The sequence below is a fragment of the Paenisporosarcina sp. P5_A11 genome, assembly GCF_056400705.1.
In genome coordinates this window covers 78,262-95,736 of sequence record NZ_JBFUKT010000001.1, presented here as the reverse complement: position 1 = coordinate 95,736, position 17,475 = coordinate 78,262, and the positions used below count along the sequence as shown (strand labels likewise).

Here is a 17,475-nt window from a genome sequence, read left to right as displayed (position 1 = left end):
CATGAACTAACTACAGAGTAAATTCAACTTCGCTTATGATTTAACAACCATCTATTTTTAGTTTTCATAATCTACTCCTTTTCCTATTATGATGTGTTTATAGGAATTCACAGAATGACCTTCCTAATTCTCTATTTGACAATACTAACTTACAAAATTCATAGATTCAAGTGAATTTTTAGTTAAAAGTCGAACGATTTAATTATGTTTAATAAAAATAATTCGTCTTTTTATTTCGCAAGGGACACCCAGCTATCTAGAATTGAATGATATATCTTAACCGAAACAACAAAAATAAGCATTCAAGCGCTTGAAGCGTGTGATAAAAGTGAATTCCGGGTATACCTAAACCAAACCACATTCTATAAATGATTCGAAGGAGGAATATGCATGCCCGATAATAAAAATAAAGACAAACACAATCATGATGATAAAACCATTACTCGTAAGGATAATGAAACAAAAAATGTTAAACTTTCATCAAACGATGTTTCAGAAGAGAAAAATGAAAATACAGAGACTGTGGTGACGCAACCCCGCATTAATACAGAAGGTCTCTAATGATCAATGGACTATCTCAGATGAGTTAGTCTTTTTTTATGAGTTCATATTCAACTAGCATTATTAGGATAAAACAGAAGTCTTTTTTGGGATTTCACTCGAAAATTATTAAGCTCTTGGTGTATAATGCAACAGTGAGCAAGCGTAAAGTATACGGTATGAAATTATCATTATTTAGATAGACACACCGGGAAGAGAGTGAATCGAAATGGGACGTAAGTGGAATAATATTAAAGAAAAGAAAGCTTCAAAAGATTCAAATACAAGTCGAATCTATGCTAAGTTTGGACGCGAAATATATGTAGCTGCAAAACAAGGTGAACCAGATCCAGAGTCTAACCGAGCATTAAAAATTGTTTTAGAACGCGCAAAAACATATAGTGTGCCAAAAGCAATTGTCGATCGTGCCATTGAAAAAGCAAAAGGCGGATCAGAAGAAAGTTATGATGAACTACGTTATGAAGGCTTCGGACCAAATGGCTCAATGGTTATCGTTGATGCGCTGACAAATAACGTCAATCGTACAGCTTCAGATGTACGTGCTGCATTTGGTAAAAACGGTGGAAACATGGGTGTCAGCGGATCTGTGGCTTACATGTTTGATGCAACGGCTGTTATTGGGATTGATGGAAAAACGGCAGATGAAATATTCGAACTTTTAGTCGAAGCGGACGTCGATGTACGTGATGTTTTAGAAGAAGAAGAATCAGTCATTGTTTATGCTGAACCAGATCAGTTCCATGCAGTTCAAGAAGCATTTAAAACCATAGGAATTACAGACTTTACTGTAGCTGAACTGACGATGCTTGCGCAAAACGACATTCCTCTTGATGCGGATGCTCAAATTCAATTCGAGAAAATGATTGATGCATTAGAAGATTTAGAAGATGTTCAACAAGTTTATCATAATGTTGATTTAGGCGAATGAAGAGAAATCCAACACCGTAAATGGTTGTTGGATTTTTTTGTTTTTACATACTAAGAAAAATAAAAGAAACAGTTCTAATCACGAAAAAGCGTTGTCCAGCTCCACAGATCAGTCCGCTCCACTTTTCTTGTGAAAATTGAAAAAGGGACATGCCCGATTGGACATGCCCCTTTGATAGACAAGATAACATATAAAGCTTTGAATGATATTTTTCATCCCGAATATTCGGGGAATAATTTCCTAAGAAAGTGTTCCGTTCTTTCCGTGCCGCGGTCATTTGTCCACTGGTTGTCTTCCTTAAGCAACGTAAACCCTACCTTCTTTTACGTCCTTGCGACCCTTTAGTCGCGCCAGTGTGAATAAGTTTAATCAAAAACATCGAGTAGATGCCAGAATTTCAAATCTTAATTGCTATTTGTTAACTAGATTATTATTACATAAAATCTGGGCTATGTCAATTTGTGGTCACTAATTTTAACATAACATGTGAAGCATCCCTGTAAACCATTACCGCTATTAGCATCTTTACGAAATGCTCTTACTTTACTTTCATTTCTTTTGTTATATTAAAAACTCCGCGAAATCCCTAGGTCCCTCTTTATAAATTACATAAGATAATAATAATCATTGAAGGAAAGGGGGACTTTATCATGGATTATTATGGCGGTTACGGTGGCGGTTACGGCGCTTGTGGGGGTTTTGCACCATGTGGTGGTGGTCAGCACGAGGAATGCTGCCCTCGTAGAGGTAGCACTTTTGCATTAATTGTAGTTCTTTTCATCTTATTGATCATTATCGGAGCAACTTTTAACCATAAGAGATGCTAAGTAAGTAGTTACAAGATATTTACGCACGTATAAGTGATGAATATCTTGAAATTCCCCTAAACATTATCCAAATTGAGTAAAGAGTGCCTTAGACGGCACTCTTTTTTATTGTGATTTTATATCTGAACTATCGCTAACCGCAATATGCTTCCAGGTAGTCATTATGGCGTTCAAGGTTGAACAAAACACTATTTCTGTTGCAAAATTATTGAGAGGTTGTTTTGTGTGTATGTTCTACGAAAGATGGCTCATTGCAAGACACGATGTATGATTATGATTGAAGGTCTAAATCTCATGACATTAAAACACCCACTTCATCTACATAATGAAGTGGGTGTTTGCGTATTAAATGTTAGCTTTTTTTACTTGTTTATAAAATAAAATCCCGCTTGCGAGTAAAAGGACTCCAAATGTAAATGTTTTGATATCCGCAGTTCCTGCATAAATCACCCAGATGGAGTAAGCAGTAGCAAGAGCACCGATAATCCCATCTGTAATTCTACTTCTGACATTTGTATATGTTTCCCCAGTAAAGACAAGCTTTAACTGGAATGCAGAGGAAATGAAATAAGGAACTAAATAAGATAGTGTAGCTACAATAATAATGAAATCAAAAGCTGAAGCAATCGTATTCGAAATCGTGGAGAAAATGAACACTTGTCCAATTAAATTCGTGATTATCAATGAAAGGACAGGAATTCCTTTTTTATTTACTTTTGCGAATGAAGGGAGGAATAACCCTTGTTTAGCTGCTTGATAAGGAATTTCAGCACTTAGCATGACCCAACCGATTGTTGAACCAAATAAACTAATCAATCCAATTGCTGCAAKAATTTCCCCGCCTACTGGTCCCAACACAGTTGAAATAGCATCAATTAGCGGTTTATCAGAAGCAATTAAAGCATCATGGTTTAACATACCTAAAACTAATGTGCTGATACCCATATAAAGGGCAAGTGCGATTAGCAGTCCAATCGTTGTTGCGCGCTTAACGTCAATTGATTTTTTAGCTCGTGAAGCAAAAACAATGGCAGATTCAATGCCAAGAAATGCCCAAAGAGTGGCTACTGCGGCACTATTCACTTGCCCAAACAGACTGACTGAATGTCCTAATTCATCGTATCTTGGTGCTACAAAAGGAAGAATATTTGCTTTTTGGAATGCAAATAAACCAATCACAATAAATAAGATGAAACCAATTACTTTTGTTGCTGTGGCAACGAAATTTATCTTACCAGCATTTTCAAGACCATTTAATATAATAAAATGAACACCCCAAAGAAGGAGTGTACAAACTGTAAAGGTTAATGCATTTCCTACTCTTAATGTGAAAGATCCAATTGTAAACAGTTCAGCCTGATTTACTAATATAGGGAAGAACGTAGTTAAATAACCTGCAAAAGTTGTGATGATGGCGATATTACCAGCAACATTCCCAAACCAATATCCCCAAGTAGACATAAATCCTGACATTGTGGAAGCATTACTACCAGACTTAAATAATTCCTTCGCATAAATTTGAGGACCCCCGGTTAGATTAGGTTTTCTTATTGCCAAATTACCAAACACAAGAGCAATCATTAGTACACCGAAACCTGTGACTAACCAAGCCGATATAACGCCAGCAGGGCTTGCAACTTCGCTTAATGTACGAGGCAGCATAAAAATACCGGAGCCCACCATATTTCCAACTACTAACGCAGTTAATATCCATAAACCAAGTTTTTTATTTGTATTCATCGTATTTTCCTCTCTATCGAAACTCGATTGACTCAAAATAAGAAATTACATGTCTTGTCAAAAAGAGTATAAAAAAAGCACACTCAGAAACGGTGTGCAAAAACCGGATCAGTCAAAAGATAGTTCAACATAGTGACTCACTATGACAGTCCTGCCCCTTTCGGATACAGTCCCAGCTCCCATAACCAGAGTGTTATAGTACTTCGGCAATAAATCCTTTCGTTTGATATCAGCAAGTTCTCTGACTCTCCTTCAAACTATTCATATTTATTGCGACCTCTACCTCATCTTGAGCTGATGAGGAATATATTTATTCAACTGTATTAATATAAATACATTCTTAGAGGATGTCAAACATAATCATTGTCACAAGGGAGAGCTAAAAAGTCTGTATACCCACGATAATTATTTTAAAACTGTTTGACTTTGACGTAACGTGAAGGTGTACGATTAACTTATCGGGAGGTGAAGTATGGAATATACGGTGCAAAAGCTTGGGAAGATGGCAGGTATCAGTACCCGGACGTTGCGTTATTATGATGAAATTGGCATGCTCAAGCCGGCGAGAATCAATTCATCAGGATATCGGATTTATGGTGAGAAAGAAGTTAATTTACTGCAGCAAATCATGTTTTATAAAGAACTTGGAATTAAATTAGAGACGATTAATCAAATTGTGACGTCACCAACTTTTGATGAAGCAAAAGCCTTAGCGGATCACCGTTCGCAACTCCTTGATAAGCGAGCCCAGTTAGATTTATTAATTGCCAATGTCGAAAAAACAATTTCATCGAAGGGAGGGGAAATAGAAATGACAGACAATGAAAAGTTTGAAGGATTTAAACAAAAAATGATTGATCAAAATGAAAAGACTTACGGAAAAGAGATTCGCGAGAAGTATGGTGATGAAACCGTCAATAAATCCAATGCAAAAGTAAAAAACATGACGCAATCACAACACGATGAAGTGAAGCGACTTTCCGAAGAAGTACAGACGACTTTAGCTGAAGCATTTAAAACAGGAGATCCATCAAGCGACCTTGCGCAAAGAGCAGCAGATCTGCATAAACAATGGCTTATGTATTTTTGGAATGAATATAGCAAAGAAGCGCACGAAAATCTTGCACAAATGTACGTAGATGATGAACGATTTACCATGTATTACGATAAAGAAGTTCCAGGTACCGCTGAATTTCTTAAAGATGCTATCCATGTCTACACTGGGTTGCGCAAATAAAAAAACGTGTATCGATGACTAAAACATCGATACACGTTTTTGACGTCTGAAAAATTAAGGGTCACGTCTGAAAAATCGATGTTGACGTCTGACTTTTTTGGCTTGACGTCTGAAAAATAGCATCTCACGTCTGAAATGCATTAAATAGGAAATTTCCCTCTATAAAATCATTTGAAATCGAGACATCCCTGGATATGATTTATCCGTTTGAATAACCCATATGTAGGAAACAATAAGTATCTAGACCTTACAGAGAGGAGAGAATTTATGATAAGAAAGCCGTGGTTAATGACTCAGGAATGGCATGACGTATTATTTCTTCATTGGCCTGTTCCTACAGAATTGCTGAGGAATCACATACCTAAAGAACTGGAACTCGATTTATATAACAACATGGCATGGATCGGTTTTGTGTTTTTTAAGGTAAAAGGGAATCGACCTAGGTTTATCCCTCCTATACCTGGGGTGAGTTCTTTTTTAGAATTAAATATTCGAACGTATGTTACATACAAGGGAAGAAGAGGTATTCATGCCTTTAGTTTAGAAGCCAGTAATTCTTTGATTGTTAAGTTGACGACTCTTGGTAACTTTTTGCCTTACCGATATGCGAATGTGAGATTAAAACGACATAAGAAAATATTCACATATAGTATATCTGAAATGTTTATTACTACATTTGAAGTGGTTTCCAAACCAATTGAAAGTAATCATTTTGAACAATGGCTAACGGAGCGTTATCACTTATGGGCCAAAACGCAACATCATTTATTTAGAATAGATACCTATCATTCGCCTTGGGTGTTGCAACATGTAAGCGGAAGAATTCATGATAAATCGAAGTTGTCGTTTTTGCAGAGGGATTTTCAAGAAGATAGTCCAGTCGCTCATTATTCCAAAATGAAAAAAGCGCGATTTTTCGCGCCTGTGAGGGAATATTAAAAGGTTTTTCTTGAACCGTGTTGAGAATTTGGGGAATCGCGAATAGACGACAAGAATGCGCGAATAGACGACAAAAATCCGCGCATAGACACATAAAATCACTATGAAGTTCTAGTCAAGAGGAGTAAGAGCTTTCGTCTGATCCATGTAGATAAAGGCATCATAACGACTTCCGATTTTTGAAGGGACGTAATTGCCATATGCTTCGTATTCGGGATTGTACACCACGCCAATTGCTCTATGGCCAATCCAATTATTAAACAAATGTCGATTTTCTTCATTAAAGATTAACAGTTTATTAATTGCACCTGTATTATGCAGTGCAGCTTCCCAAGAGTCTTTCATGGCTGGAGGCACATCAATTTGTTTATATGCAATTCCCCATTCATCAGCAGCGATGACCGTCCCTCTATTGGTTCCAAATCCCACAGCGTAGACATTTTCCTTTCTATTCTGTTGACGAAGGATTTGCCCAACATTAATCATGCCTGCCGCTTCCATGTCTGTTGCAGATGCGTCTCCAATGTGTGTGTTATGTTCCCAAATGATAATTTTCGCGTCATTACCATGGTAATCCAAGATTTCGTTGATCGCCTCAACCATATGCTCATCCCGAACATTCCAGGACAAATCATCACTTTGAACCATTGCACGATAATATTCTTCAGCATTTTGGACAACCATCGCATTGATTTTAAGATTCAAGTCCAATTCCTGTGGATCTTTGTAGTTTTCTTCGTGAGATCGAATGGAAGTTAAGAGCTTTGAAACCTCATCTACACATGCTTGTGAGAGATTAACGGAGGACATTGCATAGCTTTCAGGATGTCGGTTATATGGTTCAAAACAAGAGAATGCTTTTTTTGCCAGTTCCAACTCCATGCTATCTGGTTTTGTCTTGCTTAAGTATGTAATTACTTCATTAATAGATTCCCACAAACTGTATACATCAATTCCATAGAAACCTACTTTCAGCGACGCTTCTTTTTGTTCATTGTGCACCTTCAACCATGAAACAAATTCAGCAATTTCTTCATTGGCCCACATCCAAGTTGGCCATCGATTGAATGACTTCAACACACCACGGACGTCTTTCTCCTCCTCGGTATAACCTTTTATATATCTATTAATTTGCTGGGTGGAAGGCCAATCTCCTTCCACGGCGATTAGTGTAAATCCTTTTTCCTCAATAAGCCTTTTTGATAGTTCTGCTCTTACCGTATAAAACTCGGAAGTGCCGTGACTAGCTTCACCTAGGAGAACGATCTTTGCGTCACCAATTGCTTCAATAATTGGTTCTAAATCTTCAGTTGTTTCGAAAGATATAGCATGTTTCTTTATGGATTCTTTAAGAGATTTCAATTAAAACACTCCTTTTCAATGTCTGGCTTTAATTACTTTCGCTTTCGTGATGTCTAGCTCCAAGTGCCAGCTCGCACCTCCGCTTCAGAAACTCATGCGAAAACAGGTTTTCGATTCGTTTCTTCCACCGTCGGAGTCGAGCTAGAATGGCACTTTTCACTTTTCGTATAAGTTTGAGTTAAGTGGTGCTTTTTCATTCATTTCAAGTTTACTCTGTTTCGAATAATAAAAAGAATTGATCCAAAGTTTTGACTCTGGACCAATTCTTTATTAATCAATTATTTGAATATGTGTATCTTCAAACCACACATGCATTTGTGCTAGATGGGCTAGTAACTGAGGTCCAGACATTAATTGGCCAAACCAAGGAACTTTAAATGCTGTACCTTTAGATTCAACAAGTTCGTTTAGACGGTTGCGATCAAATAATTCGTGAAGAATGGAATTTTTATCTGTTAGAATTTCTTTCAGCCACAATTGAACCTTGTCTGTGTAGTAAGGGTTATGCGTTTTTGGATATGGGCTCTTTTTTCGGTAAAGGACATCGTCAGGTAATAGACCTTCTAATGCTTTACGCAAAATACCTTTTTCTCGATTTCCAACCATTTTAATTTCCCATGGGATATTCCAAGCATATTCAACGAGTCGATGATCTGCAAATGGTACACGTACTTCTAAGCTAGCCCCCATACTCATGCGATCTTTGCGATCGAGTAGCGTAGTCATGAACCACACGATATTTAAATAAAACATTTCTCTTCGTTTTGCCTCGATAGCTGTCTCTCCATATAGTCGTGGAGTTTCAGAGATGGTCTCTTCATAAGCTTGTCGGGCATATTCTTCGAGTTTAAGTTTTTGGCGCCAATGCTCTTTTAATAACGAGGCACGTTCGGTTGTTGAACGCATCCATGGAAAACCTGTTCCGTTTAAATCATTGGTATTGTGAAACCAAGGGTAACCTCCAAAAATTTCATCCGCACATTCACCAGATAACCCGACTGTGAAATCTTGTTTTATTTCTCGACAAAACCAGAGCAAGGAAGAGTCCACATCCGCCATTCCTGGTAAATCTCGCACATGAACGGCTTCTGTTAAATAATCGATTAGTTGATCCTGTGTAATAATCGAAGAATGATGTATGGTTTGAAAAGCATTGACCACTTTCCCGATCCATGGTCCGTCTGCATTGGGCTGAAAATCATTTGCTTTAAAAAACTTGTCATTGTCTTCGTAGTCGATAGAATACGTATGAAGTGGACCTTTTCCTTCTTGCTTATAACGGTTAGCTGCGATAGCAGTAATGGCACTTGAATCAACTCCACCCGATAAAAACGTACATAAAGGAACGTCTGAAACGAGTTGCCGCTCGACTGCATCTGTTACGAGGAATCGCACTTTCTCAGCCGTCTCATCGAGAGAATCCGTGTGGACTTCACTTTTAACGTTCCAGTAACGCCAAATTCGAAGACCTAGCCGTGATACAGACATTGCATGAGCAGGGCGTAATTCATTGACTCCGTGGAATACCCCTGAACCTGGCTTTCTAGATGGACCAACGGCTAATACTTCAGCCAATCCTTCCCTAGACAATTGTGATTTTATATCAGGGTGCGCAAGTAACGCTTTTATTTCTGAACCGAAAATTAAGCCACCATTATTTTCACTATAGAATAACGGTTTTACTCCTAGCCGGTCGCGCGCAATAAAAACTTTTTGTTCTTTATCATCCCAAATGGCAAAGGCGAAAATCCCATTAAAATACTCCACGCACTGCTCTTTCCATTCAATATAAGAAGTCAGTAATACTTCTGTATCGGAGTGTCCAGAAAAGGTATAGCCTCTTTGCAATAACTCTTTCCGAAGATCTTCCGTATTATATAATTCGCCGTTGTAACAAAGGGTATAGCGATTGTCTTGATGTATTTTTGTCATTGGCTGTTTACCACCGATAGGATCAACAACTGTTAATCGTCGATGACCAAAAAGCACATGTCTTTCTATCCACACATTGTCATCATCAGGACCTCGCTTAGACAGTGTCTTCGTCATTTTTTCAACGACTAGTACTTGCGTTTGTAAGTCGCGATTGAAATGAACCCATCCTGTAATACCACACATTAATCATCATCCCTTCTTGCTTAAAACATCATCAAGTTGCATCTTTCTAGCCTATGCAAAAAAATTAATATTGCTCATACGGTAGGAGTTCATCACAAGGAAGTCGAATCAATTGTACATAGAGAATGATGTTATTAAGGAGGAGTAAGCATGAAAACTTTGTTTACCTATAACTGGATGGTAAGAGAAGACTGGTATAAGTGGTGTGAAGATGTACCGTTGGAAGAACTTCTTAAGGTTAGGACGGGAGGAGTTGGTGGGATTTTACATACGCTATTTCATATTATTGATGTGGAGTGGAGTTGGATTCGTGTTTTAAAAGGTAAACCCGATTTTCAGGAGAGTTTTGATGGATATAAGAGTTTAGAGAAGGTGAAAGAATTAGATGAACTCTTTAAAAAAGAAGTCCAGGAGTTTGTAGGTTCTTGGGAAAGTGGATTGGAAAATAAGCTTTTGCAAGAAACTAGACAAGATGGAAGCATTGAAACACTCACGTGGGGAGAAGTGATGAGGCATACCATTGCTCACGAAATTCATCATGTAGGACAGTTATCCGTTTGGTCTAGGGAAATAGGGAAACAACCCGTATCTGCGAATTTGATTGGTAAAGGCCTCACAACTTTAGAAGAACTAAAAAAGTAGCTCTCTCTCATAAGGTGAGGCTATTCCTGGTTCTATTAAATTCATATGCGGGTACGGATAAATATAAAAGGCACGGCTACTTGGATATCCAAGTAACGTGCCTTAAGCTTGATTAACAACAGCTACTTTTCCCAAGGATAGTAGAACTACAAACACCCGTTTCAGGTAAATCTAATTCTACTCGCGTGGCAGCTTCTTGATCACCAGTTAAATGGGCGACGATTGATCGGACTTGTTCATAGCCTGTTGCCATTAAAAAGGTAGGTGCACGTCCATAACTCTTCATACCCACTACATAAAAGTTTTTTTCTGGTTGGCGAAGTTCAGCTTCCCCGTGAGGTCGCACAGTGCCACAGCTGTGAATGTTAGGATCGATGAGTGGTGCTAAAGCAGAAACGCTTTCTGTTGTGGAATCTATTTCCAGACGAATTTCGCGTAAAAAACTGAAATCAGGACGAGACCCTGTATTAGCAATAATTTGATCGATATTTTGTATTGATGAATCTTTCTGCTTTGAAGAACCTTGAATGGTTAAAGTGCCATCCTCTTCGATTACTTGATGTATGAGGAAAGGGGTATGGACGTTGATTTTTCCGCTATCAACTAATTGGTGAATCCGCGATCCAAGTTGACCTCTAGCTGGGAGTGCATCCAAGGCTTCACCGCCATATACTTCATCTACTCGGTTTTTACGAAGAATCCAGACGATTTCGGTTCCTTCCAGGTTGGCTAATTCCAAAATAGTATTGATTGCAGAATGACCACCGCCAACTACTGCCACGCGTTTATGTTCAAATGTAGAACGATCCTTTCCTTTAACGTCAGGGATGCCGTACGTTATCCGAGATGAAAGTGATCTTTCTTGTTGTGTCCATACATTATCCGCATTCACAGGATTAGGTTGGCCCCGAGTTCCGGTTGCATCTATCACTGCCTTTGCTTGAATACGCTCGGTGTGACCATCTCTTTCTACATATATGATAAATGATTGTTCACCACGTTCAGCATTTTTCATTTTATCTAACCCTTGTTTACTAATTGCCACTACTTTCGAATTCATCTGGATGTAGGGTTTAATTTCAGGCAAATTGGCTAATGGCATTAAGTAATCTTCCACTAGCTCTTTTCCAAAAGGTAATCGTTTCATGACTGGAGCTTTCCAGCCACTGTTCTCTAAAAGCTTTACTGCTACTTTATCTACATTATAATTCCATGATGAGAATAAACGAACGTGACTCCATTGTAAAATATTAAAACCTACGGAATGGCCAGATTCGAAAATGACGAACCTTTCATTTTTAGCTGATAAATGTGCAGCCGCTGCCAATCCAATGGGGCCTGCTCCAATAATTGCGATTGGCAATGTAGAAATAGATGGTTCACAACAATTCGTTAAAATGTTAAAACCCATTTTATTTGCGTTCATTGGACTTCCTCATTTCTTTTAGTTGTAAAATGCAAGTATGCGGTGATAGGGAATGCAAGATTTTTCTTGCTTATAGATATGGAGTACAGCACACACTTGATTTCGCCATAGCGCTATTTAATAATTTAATGGAACGTAACACGGTCTCTTGTTCAAATTCATTCATATGGGAAAATATTTCATCTAAATATGCATTCATTGATGTTTCAATTGATTGCGCTAATTTTTGTCCTTCTGCGGTTAAAGATAAGTTGAAAAAGCGTTTATCATCTAAAGAAGGGGACTTAGAAACTAACTGCATTTTTATTAAGGTTTGTATTTGGCGGCTAAAAGTCGTAACGTCAATTGCTAAAGTATCTGCAATTTGTTGCATCGTAGGGCTGTGTTGTTTTTCAATTTCATATAATATATGGCTATGCACAKTTGAAATTTCTATCCCTTCAGCAGTACAACAGTTTTTATTCAAAAGACCGAAGCGGCGAGTTAAAGTTTGAAAAAGCTCACGTTTGTTTTCCATGTTTCACCTCTTTAAACTAGTTATACGCTTGTTGATTGCAAAATGCAACTACTTTGATAAAAATATTTATAAAGAACGGAGCTTGAACATGGTAATGAATATTCGTCACATGACACCTTCAGATTGGCCACAAGTGAAAGACATTTACGAAGAAGGTATTAAATCAAAAAATGCTACATTTGAAACACAAGCACCTACATATGAGAAATGGATGGAAGCTGCTCATCCACAATGTCATTTGGTTGCAGAAGAAGATAGAAAAGTGTTGGCGTGGGCAAAAGTACTCTTTACATCTGTACGTCCTGTCTATGCAGGTGTGGGGGAAGTCAGTATTTATGTGCACCCATGTGCAAAGGGAAAAGGTGTCGGTGGAAAACTGCTTCATGAGCTCATTGCCGAATCTGAGCAACAAGGATTTTGGACATTAAAGGCAGTTATTTTTCCTGAAAATGAAGCAAGTATCAACCTTCATAAGAAATGTGGCTTTCGAGTTGTTGGAACGCATGAAAGAATGGGGAAAATGGACGGGATTTGGCGAGACAATATTGTAATGGAAAGAAGAAGTACCAACGTAGGAATAAACTAAGTCTTAGTATTCGAGTGTAGGTAAGCTTGAACGAATGTCACACAAGTAATTGCAAATAACTTGTATGACATACATGTTCAACTTTTCATTTGTTATTTGCTTGACGACGTGCAGTAACCGATTGACCACCGATCCCCCAGTTGTCAGTTTCGACTTCATCTATTACGACAACGGTTGTTTCGGGATTTTTATTTAATACATCTACGAGCAACTGCGTGACGCCATGAATAATTTCCGCTTTTTTCTCAGGCGTCACATTTTCATTTGTGATTTTAATATTCACGTATGGCATTTCAATCACTCCTCGTTATTTCTCCAACCACTCAAGAAATTCCAATCGGTTACCAAAGGGATCGTTCACATAAAAACGTTTAGCTCCCGGTAATCTATTATCCTCTTGAATTGATACGCCTTGTTCAATTATATGGGAGGCAAGTGCATCGATATCGGATACTTCGAAAGCTGGATGAGCTTTTTTAGCCGGAAGGAAGGGTTCTTCAATTCCTACATGAATATGAATATGTCCATTTGAAAACCATACACCACCATTTTTCTTTAGTTCATGTGGTTTTTCAACTTCGTCCAAAGAAAGGACACCTTGAAAAAATGAACGAGCTTCGTCTTCACTACCAATTGGTGCAGCTAGTTGAATATGATCAATTCGTTTAATTAACATCATTGGGATTTCCCCTTTCTTGATTAACTAATGGGAATAAAAATAGAGCACCGATAAATACAAGAAGAGCTGCGCCTAGAAGTGCCCATGTATAACTTTCTGTCTCTGCAGTTAAAACTCCTGCAAGTGAAGGTCCAATCATTTGCCCTAGAGCATAAATGGTAGTCATAATTGCGATGACCTGTGCACTTCCATGTGGATTTTTGTTACGTGCATATGCTGTTGCAAGTGTGGTAACCCCCATAAAGGTAGCTCCAAACAAAATAGCACTTACATAAAAACTTACAGAAGAAGGAGATATGGCTGGTAAGGCTATGCCAACTGCTTGAATCACTAATAAAATCATTAATGACAACATATAGCCGTATTTACTACCGAAATATGCCCAAATGACACATGAAGGGATGGCTGTTAACCCTACTAATACCCAAACACTCGTGGCATTTCCGCTAAAAGCAGGTGTCTGTTCAGCGATTGCTACTATGAATGTTCCTGTGACGATATAACCTAACCCCTCTAGTCCATATGATGCCAGTAACCAGGGAAACCATTTGGGAGTCTTGGTCGGCTGTACATGTTTTGGTGATGGTGTTATGGGAAGTGCTGTATTATCTTCTTTAACAGTGAGAAATACGATGATACTTAATAATCCTGCCAAGCAAGCAAGGCCAATCCAAGCACCTTCATAGTGAAAGTTCTCTATTAATAACGGAACAAGTAATCCGGATATGAAAATCCCAAGACCAACCCCACCATACATAACCCCAACCCAACCAAGTTTTCGTTGCTTTGCCAGTTGATCAAGAATTAAACTCGAAGCTAAGACGAAAACGAATGCACTGGTAATACCAGACAAAAACCGCCAAAGCATCCATGAAGTATGACTATATGTAAGACCCATCAATAACGTTAATAAAATACTAATGATTATACTAAAGCGTAAACAAATAGCACGATTCCTTTTTAAAGGAACAATACTTGCGATAATGGCACCGACCAAATAACCTGCATAATTACTAGAGGCTAAGAAACCGGCAAAGCGGGTTGTAAATCCTGCTTCTTGCTGCATAAAAGGTAAGATAGGCGTGTAAGCAAAACGCCCAATACTCATGGCGATAAAAAGCGCGAAAACGCCACCGGTGACGAGTGTATATGGATTTCTTAACAAGGCGGTACCCCCTTCAATTCTCTTTCTTCATCATACGCCTTTGACTCGAAATTTGAAATTAAGGTTTGATTTTCGTGATAAAGGTAATAGATAAGAAAGCGAAAAGAACATTGGAGGAACAACAAATGAATGAGAAACAATTATTACAATTAAAAGACCAACTAACTCAAGAATTAAAAGATGTAAAGAGCCGTCTTCATGATGAAAGCCATTTGGAAACTACTGAGTTATCTAATTATGATAACCATCCTGCTGATAATGCTACCGATTTAACGGATCAAAATACAGAAATGGCCATTGAAAATCATAAAGAAGAAGAAGTAGAACAAATAGAAGATGCCTTACAAGCGATGGAAAATGGAACTTACGGTGTTTGTACAGTCTGCGGAGAAGATATTCCGTTTGAACGATTAGAAGCTTTGCCTTTTGCACAAACATGTATTGACCACGCCAATCCTGATGTGGACTCGGAAAGTAGACCCTCTGAAGAAGCACTACTTGGCTCTACTACTGACCATCCACTAAAGAATGAAGGAGGAGTTCGGGATTACAATAATAGTTTTGAAGAAGTAGAGGATTTTGGTTCATCTGACTCTCCCCAAGATGCAACTAAAGGGAATCAAAAAAACTTTTATAAAAAATAAGAAAATGCAAAAGGAGATTCCATGGGAGTCTCCTTTTTTTGAATTTAATTTTCAAATCCCACAAATTTAATGTGAATGGTAAATTTTTTACCTTATAATCTAAATAACTACTAATGATAAGGAACGAGTAATTTGGGAGGAATTCTACATGAGACTAGTAGAGCCATCACTTGAGTGGAAAGAACAACATGAGAATTATACGGAGGAGTGGGGTCTTGAGAGAATGGTCCCGAGTAGCATGGATTTATCTGGATTTCGTAGTTATGAAGAGTATTTAAAGGCATTAGACATGCGGGTACAAGGTAAAGGTCAATGGGTACCAAGTTCTCATTACTTTCTAGTAAATAATTTTAATCAAATAGTGGGTATGATTGATATTCGTCACGAACTCAATGAGTATTTAAGAACGATAGGCGGCCATATTGGATATAGTATCAGACCGTCTGAACGTAAAAAAGGTTATGCAAGTTATTTATTAAAAGAAGCTCTTTTCATATGCAAAGAGCTCAATATAAAACAAGTTTTAATTACATGTAACGAGGATAATATCGGTTCTGCTAAAGTCATTCTAAATAACKGGGGTATAGAAGTGGATTTATTTATTACGGAAGAAGGACTAATGAAGAGAAGATTTTGGATATCTTTAAATTAACTTCAAATATATTTTAGTAGCTAATTCTTTTATATAAATATTACTTTTAACCCAATACAATAAGCCTGTTACATAGTTATAAATACCTTGATAATGATATAATATTATTAAAAAGTCTATTTATTATTAATATTACCAATTTAAAAAGAAAAAATTCATCAGAAATCATTCTAAAAATGGTAAAAATATGTTTTCAATCTAGAGTTAATCAGTTACAATGATAATTACAAGAAAATTCGGATTAGTCAATTATTTAATTGCGATAATAATCGGTTTTATACGATTTTTTGAGATCCTTCACATGTTTGTCCAGTTCGATAGAATGGAGCGGATTTATGAATCAAGTGTTAGAATCTATGGAATCAAAAGAAATTGTTAATAGTGAAGCTATGTATAGACAAATAATTGAATATTCTGTCGAAACGATTATCATTCATTTAGATCACAAGATTCTCTATATTAACCAAGCAGGCGCAGACTTTTTAAAGGGGAAAAAAGACGAAATAATAGGCGGTAACGTTTTATCTATTTTTAATGTGGAAGAGAAAGCCATGATTCGTGAAAGAATTAAACAAGGAATGGATGGAAAAAAAGGAGCCACTCAATTAATTGAACAAAGCATTATACGGTTCGACGGCAGTCAGGTAGATATCGAACTATATTGTCACCCTGTTCAATATGGGAATAAAAAAGCCATTCAATCCGTTTTGCGAGATATTACGGTTCGGAAAGAAACAGAAAAAATGTTACAAGATCGTCAAAAGTTAGCATCTATCGGACAAATTGCTGCAGGGATTGCACATGAAGTGAAAAACCCACTTACTTCAGTAAAAGGATTTTTGCAATTATTAAAGGAAAGCAATTCACATCCTTATTTATCTACAATGGAAAATGAATTAGAAAAAGCAATTGATACATTGCAAAACTTGCTTCAAGTATCTAAACCAAATCTTCATGAAGAACCAATTATTCAAATTGATCTATGTAAAGAACTGAACTCTCTCATGTTATTATTTCAGGAAAAGTTATACAACATAGAAATAAAAATGGATGTTCGAGACTGTGATAAACATATCTTTGGGAAAAAGAATTTATATTTAAAAGCGTTTTTTAATTTAATGAAAAATGCTATTGAAGCAATGCCGTTCAAAGGGACACTACGGATTGAACATTATTTTCAAGATGACTATGTTCATGTGAAAATTAGCGATACAGGAGTTGGTATTCCTAAAGAGAAAATGAATTTACTTGGAACTCCGTTTTTTTCAAGTAAAACTGATGGAACTGGATTAGGCTTAACTCAAGTTTTCACCACTATTAATAATCATAACGGACAAATTGCTGTTAACAGTGTAGTGAATCAAGGTACAACCTTCCATTTGAAATTACCTCAAAATCCTGGTGGTATGTAAGAAGCAAGTTTTGGTATATTTGTAAATTTACAAAAAGTGT

At 37.3% G+C, this 17,475-nt stretch carries 18 protein-coding genes and 1 riboswitch; of the genes, 10 read left to right on the top strand and 8 right to left on the bottom strand.

Annotated features, from left to right (window positions below):
- Window positions 1–390: 390 nt before the first annotated feature.
- From AC1DOS_RS00500 to AC1DOS_RS00490, 3 genes are all read left to right on the top strand, one after another.
- The gene (locus AC1DOS_RS00500) at window positions 391–561 is read left to right on the top strand and encodes a hypothetical protein (protein ID WP_199224072.1); all 171 of its coding nucleotides are present in this window, start codon (window positions 391–393) and stop codon (window positions 559–561) included.
- Window positions 562–769: 208 nt separating this feature from the next.
- Window positions 770–1,489, top strand: coding sequence for a YebC/PmpR family DNA-binding transcriptional regulator (locus AC1DOS_RS00495; protein WP_477535985.1), 720 nt, complete (start codon window positions 770–772; stop codon window positions 1,487–1,489).
- Window positions 1,490–2,139: 650 nt separating this feature from the next.
- Window positions 2,140–2,316 (top strand): YjcZ family sporulation protein, encoded by a 177-nt coding sequence (locus AC1DOS_RS00490; protein ID WP_477535984.1) that lies wholly within the window; start codon window positions 2,140–2,142, stop codon window positions 2,314–2,316.
- Between the two features lie 345 nt (window positions 2,317–2,661).
- Here the strand turns inward: AC1DOS_RS00490 and AC1DOS_RS00485 are convergent, their stop codons facing one another.
- Window positions 2,662–4,056 carry an amino acid permease gene (locus AC1DOS_RS00485; protein ID WP_477535983.1) on the bottom strand — a complete coding sequence of 465 codons (1,395 nt, stop codon included), beginning with the start codon at window positions 4,054–4,056 and terminating at the stop codon, window positions 2,662–2,664.
- Window positions 4,057–4,168: 112 nt separating this feature from the next.
- A riboswitch (Lysine riboswitch) is annotated at window positions 4,169–4,346 on the bottom strand.
- 182 nt (window positions 4,347–4,528) lie between these two features.
- Here AC1DOS_RS00485 and AC1DOS_RS00480 point away from each other — a divergent pair.
- Complete coding sequence (locus AC1DOS_RS00480; protein WP_477535982.1) at window positions 4,529–5,293, top strand: MerR family transcriptional regulator; 765 nt, start codon at window positions 4,529–4,531, stop codon at window positions 5,291–5,293.
- A 267-nt stretch (window positions 5,294–5,560) separates the two neighbouring features.
- Entirely contained in the window at window positions 5,561–6,232 is a 672-nt protein-coding gene (locus AC1DOS_RS00475; protein WP_477535981.1) for a YqjF family protein, read from the top strand.
- Window positions 6,233–6,343: 111 nt separating this feature from the next.
- Here AC1DOS_RS00475 and AC1DOS_RS00470 read toward each other — a convergent pair whose 3' ends face one another.
- Complete coding sequence (locus AC1DOS_RS00470) at window positions 6,344–7,594, bottom strand: erythromycin esterase family protein (RefSeq protein ID WP_477535980.1); 1,251 nt, start codon at window positions 7,592–7,594, stop codon at window positions 6,344–6,346.
- A 270-nt stretch (window positions 7,595–7,864) separates the two neighbouring features.
- Entirely contained in the window at window positions 7,865–9,712 is a 1,848-nt protein-coding gene (gene asnB, locus AC1DOS_RS00465; RefSeq protein ID WP_477535979.1) for an asparagine synthase (glutamine-hydrolyzing), read from the bottom strand.
- Between the two features lie 150 nt (window positions 9,713–9,862).
- Here asnB and AC1DOS_RS00460 point away from each other — a divergent pair, with 150 nt between their 5' ends.
- Complete coding sequence (locus AC1DOS_RS00460; protein ID WP_477535978.1) at window positions 9,863–10,354, top strand: DinB family protein; 492 nt, start codon at window positions 9,863–9,865, stop codon at window positions 10,352–10,354.
- A gap of 112 nt (window positions 10,355–10,466) precedes the next feature.
- Here AC1DOS_RS00460 and AC1DOS_RS00455 read toward each other — a convergent pair whose 3' ends face one another.
- Both AC1DOS_RS00455 and AC1DOS_RS00450 read right to left on the bottom strand, forming a co-directional pair.
- Entirely contained in the window at window positions 10,467–11,780 is a 1,314-nt protein-coding gene (locus tag AC1DOS_RS00455) for an NAD(P)-binding domain-containing protein (protein WP_477535977.1), read from the bottom strand.
- A gap of 70 nt (window positions 11,781–11,850) precedes the next feature.
- Window positions 11,851–12,297 carry a MarR family winged helix-turn-helix transcriptional regulator gene (locus AC1DOS_RS00450; RefSeq protein WP_477535976.1) on the bottom strand — a complete coding sequence of 149 codons (447 nt, stop codon included), beginning with the start codon at window positions 12,295–12,297 and terminating at the stop codon, window positions 11,851–11,853.
- Window positions 12,298–12,385: 88 nt separating this feature from the next.
- On the opposite strand from AC1DOS_RS00450, the gene AC1DOS_RS00445 reads away from it, so the two are divergent.
- Window positions 12,386–12,883: an N-acetyltransferase family protein gene (locus AC1DOS_RS00445; protein ID WP_477535975.1), complete on the top strand. Its 498-nt coding sequence runs from the start codon at window positions 12,386–12,388 to the stop codon at window positions 12,881–12,883.
- An 85-nt stretch (window positions 12,884–12,968) separates the two neighbouring features.
- Here the strand turns inward: AC1DOS_RS00445 and AC1DOS_RS00440 are convergent, their stop codons facing one another.
- From AC1DOS_RS00440 to AC1DOS_RS00430, 3 genes are read right to left on the bottom strand one after another with little or no spacing between them, the layout of a single operon-like run.
- The gene (locus AC1DOS_RS00440; protein ID WP_108585631.1) at window positions 12,969–13,175 is read right to left on the bottom strand and encodes a tautomerase family protein; all 207 of its coding nucleotides are present in this window, start codon (window positions 13,173–13,175) and stop codon (window positions 12,969–12,971) included.
- A 15-nt stretch (window positions 13,176–13,190) separates the two neighbouring features.
- Window positions 13,191–13,562 carry a VOC family protein gene (locus AC1DOS_RS00435; protein WP_477535974.1) on the bottom strand — a complete coding sequence of 124 codons (372 nt, stop codon included), beginning with the start codon at window positions 13,560–13,562 and terminating at the stop codon, window positions 13,191–13,193.
- The gene (locus tag AC1DOS_RS00430) at window positions 13,549–14,727 is read right to left on the bottom strand and encodes a YbfB/YjiJ family MFS transporter (RefSeq protein ID WP_477535973.1); all 1,179 of its coding nucleotides are present in this window, start codon (window positions 14,725–14,727) and stop codon (window positions 13,549–13,551) included. The genes AC1DOS_RS00435 and AC1DOS_RS00430 overlap by 14 nt, the downstream gene beginning before the upstream one ends.
- A gap of 125 nt (window positions 14,728–14,852) precedes the next feature.
- Here AC1DOS_RS00430 and AC1DOS_RS00425 point away from each other — a divergent pair, with 125 nt between their 5' ends.
- The 3 genes from AC1DOS_RS00425 (at window position 14,853) to AC1DOS_RS00415 (ending at window position 17,435) form a co-directional block, all read left to right on the top strand.
- Window positions 14,853–15,371 (top strand): TraR/DksA C4-type zinc finger protein, encoded by a 519-nt coding sequence (locus AC1DOS_RS00425; RefSeq protein ID WP_108585628.1) that lies wholly within the window; start codon window positions 14,853–14,855, stop codon window positions 15,369–15,371.
- A gap of 148 nt (window positions 15,372–15,519) precedes the next feature.
- Complete coding sequence (locus AC1DOS_RS00420) at window positions 15,520–16,023, top strand: GNAT family N-acetyltransferase (protein WP_477535972.1); 504 nt, start codon at window positions 15,520–15,522, stop codon at window positions 16,021–16,023.
- A gap of 335 nt (window positions 16,024–16,358) precedes the next feature.
- Window positions 16,359–17,435, top strand: coding sequence for an ATP-binding protein (locus AC1DOS_RS00415; protein WP_477535971.1), 1,077 nt, complete (start codon window positions 16,359–16,361; stop codon window positions 17,433–17,435).
- Window positions 17,436–17,475 lie beyond the last annotated feature (40 nt).

Coding starts and splice junctions, on each gene's coding strand:
- AC1DOS_RS00475 (WP_477535981.1), top strand. CDS start 5,561: ATGATAAGAAAGCCGTGGTTAATGACTCAGGAATGGCATGACGTATTA.
- AC1DOS_RS00490 (WP_477535984.1), top strand. CDS start 2,140: ATGGATTATTATGGCGGTTACGGTGGCGGTTACGGCGCTTGTGGGGGT.
- AC1DOS_RS00495 (WP_477535985.1), top strand. CDS start 770: ATGGGACGTAAGTGGAATAATATTAAAGAAAAGAAAGCTTCAAAAGAT.
- AC1DOS_RS00445 (WP_477535975.1), top strand. CDS start 12,386: ATGGTAATGAATATTCGTCACATGACACCTTCAGATTGGCCACAAGTG.
- AC1DOS_RS00440 (WP_108585631.1), bottom strand. CDS start 13,175: ATGCCATACGTGAATATTAAAATCACAAATGAAAATGTGACGCCTGAG.
- AC1DOS_RS00500 (WP_199224072.1), top strand. CDS start 391: ATGCCCGATAATAAAAATAAAGACAAACACAATCATGATGATAAAACC.
- AC1DOS_RS00455 (WP_477535977.1), bottom strand. CDS start 11,780: ATGAACGCAAATAAAATGGGTTTTAACATTTTAACGAATTGTTGTGAA.
- asnB (WP_477535979.1), bottom strand. CDS start 9,712: ATGTGTGGTATTACAGGATGGGTTCATTTCAATCGCGACTTACAAACG.
- AC1DOS_RS00435 (WP_477535974.1), bottom strand. CDS start 13,562: ATGATGTTAATTAAACGAATTGATCATATTCAACTAGCTGCACCAATT.
- AC1DOS_RS00480 (WP_477535982.1), top strand. CDS start 4,529: ATGGAATATACGGTGCAAAAGCTTGGGAAGATGGCAGGTATCAGTACC.
- AC1DOS_RS00415 (WP_477535971.1), top strand. CDS start 16,359: ATGAATCAAGTGTTAGAATCTATGGAATCAAAAGAAATTGTTAATAGT.
- AC1DOS_RS00460 (WP_477535978.1), top strand. CDS start 9,863: ATGAAAACTTTGTTTACCTATAACTGGATGGTAAGAGAAGACTGGTAT.
- AC1DOS_RS00425 (WP_108585628.1), top strand. CDS start 14,853: ATGAATGAGAAACAATTATTACAATTAAAAGACCAACTAACTCAAGAA.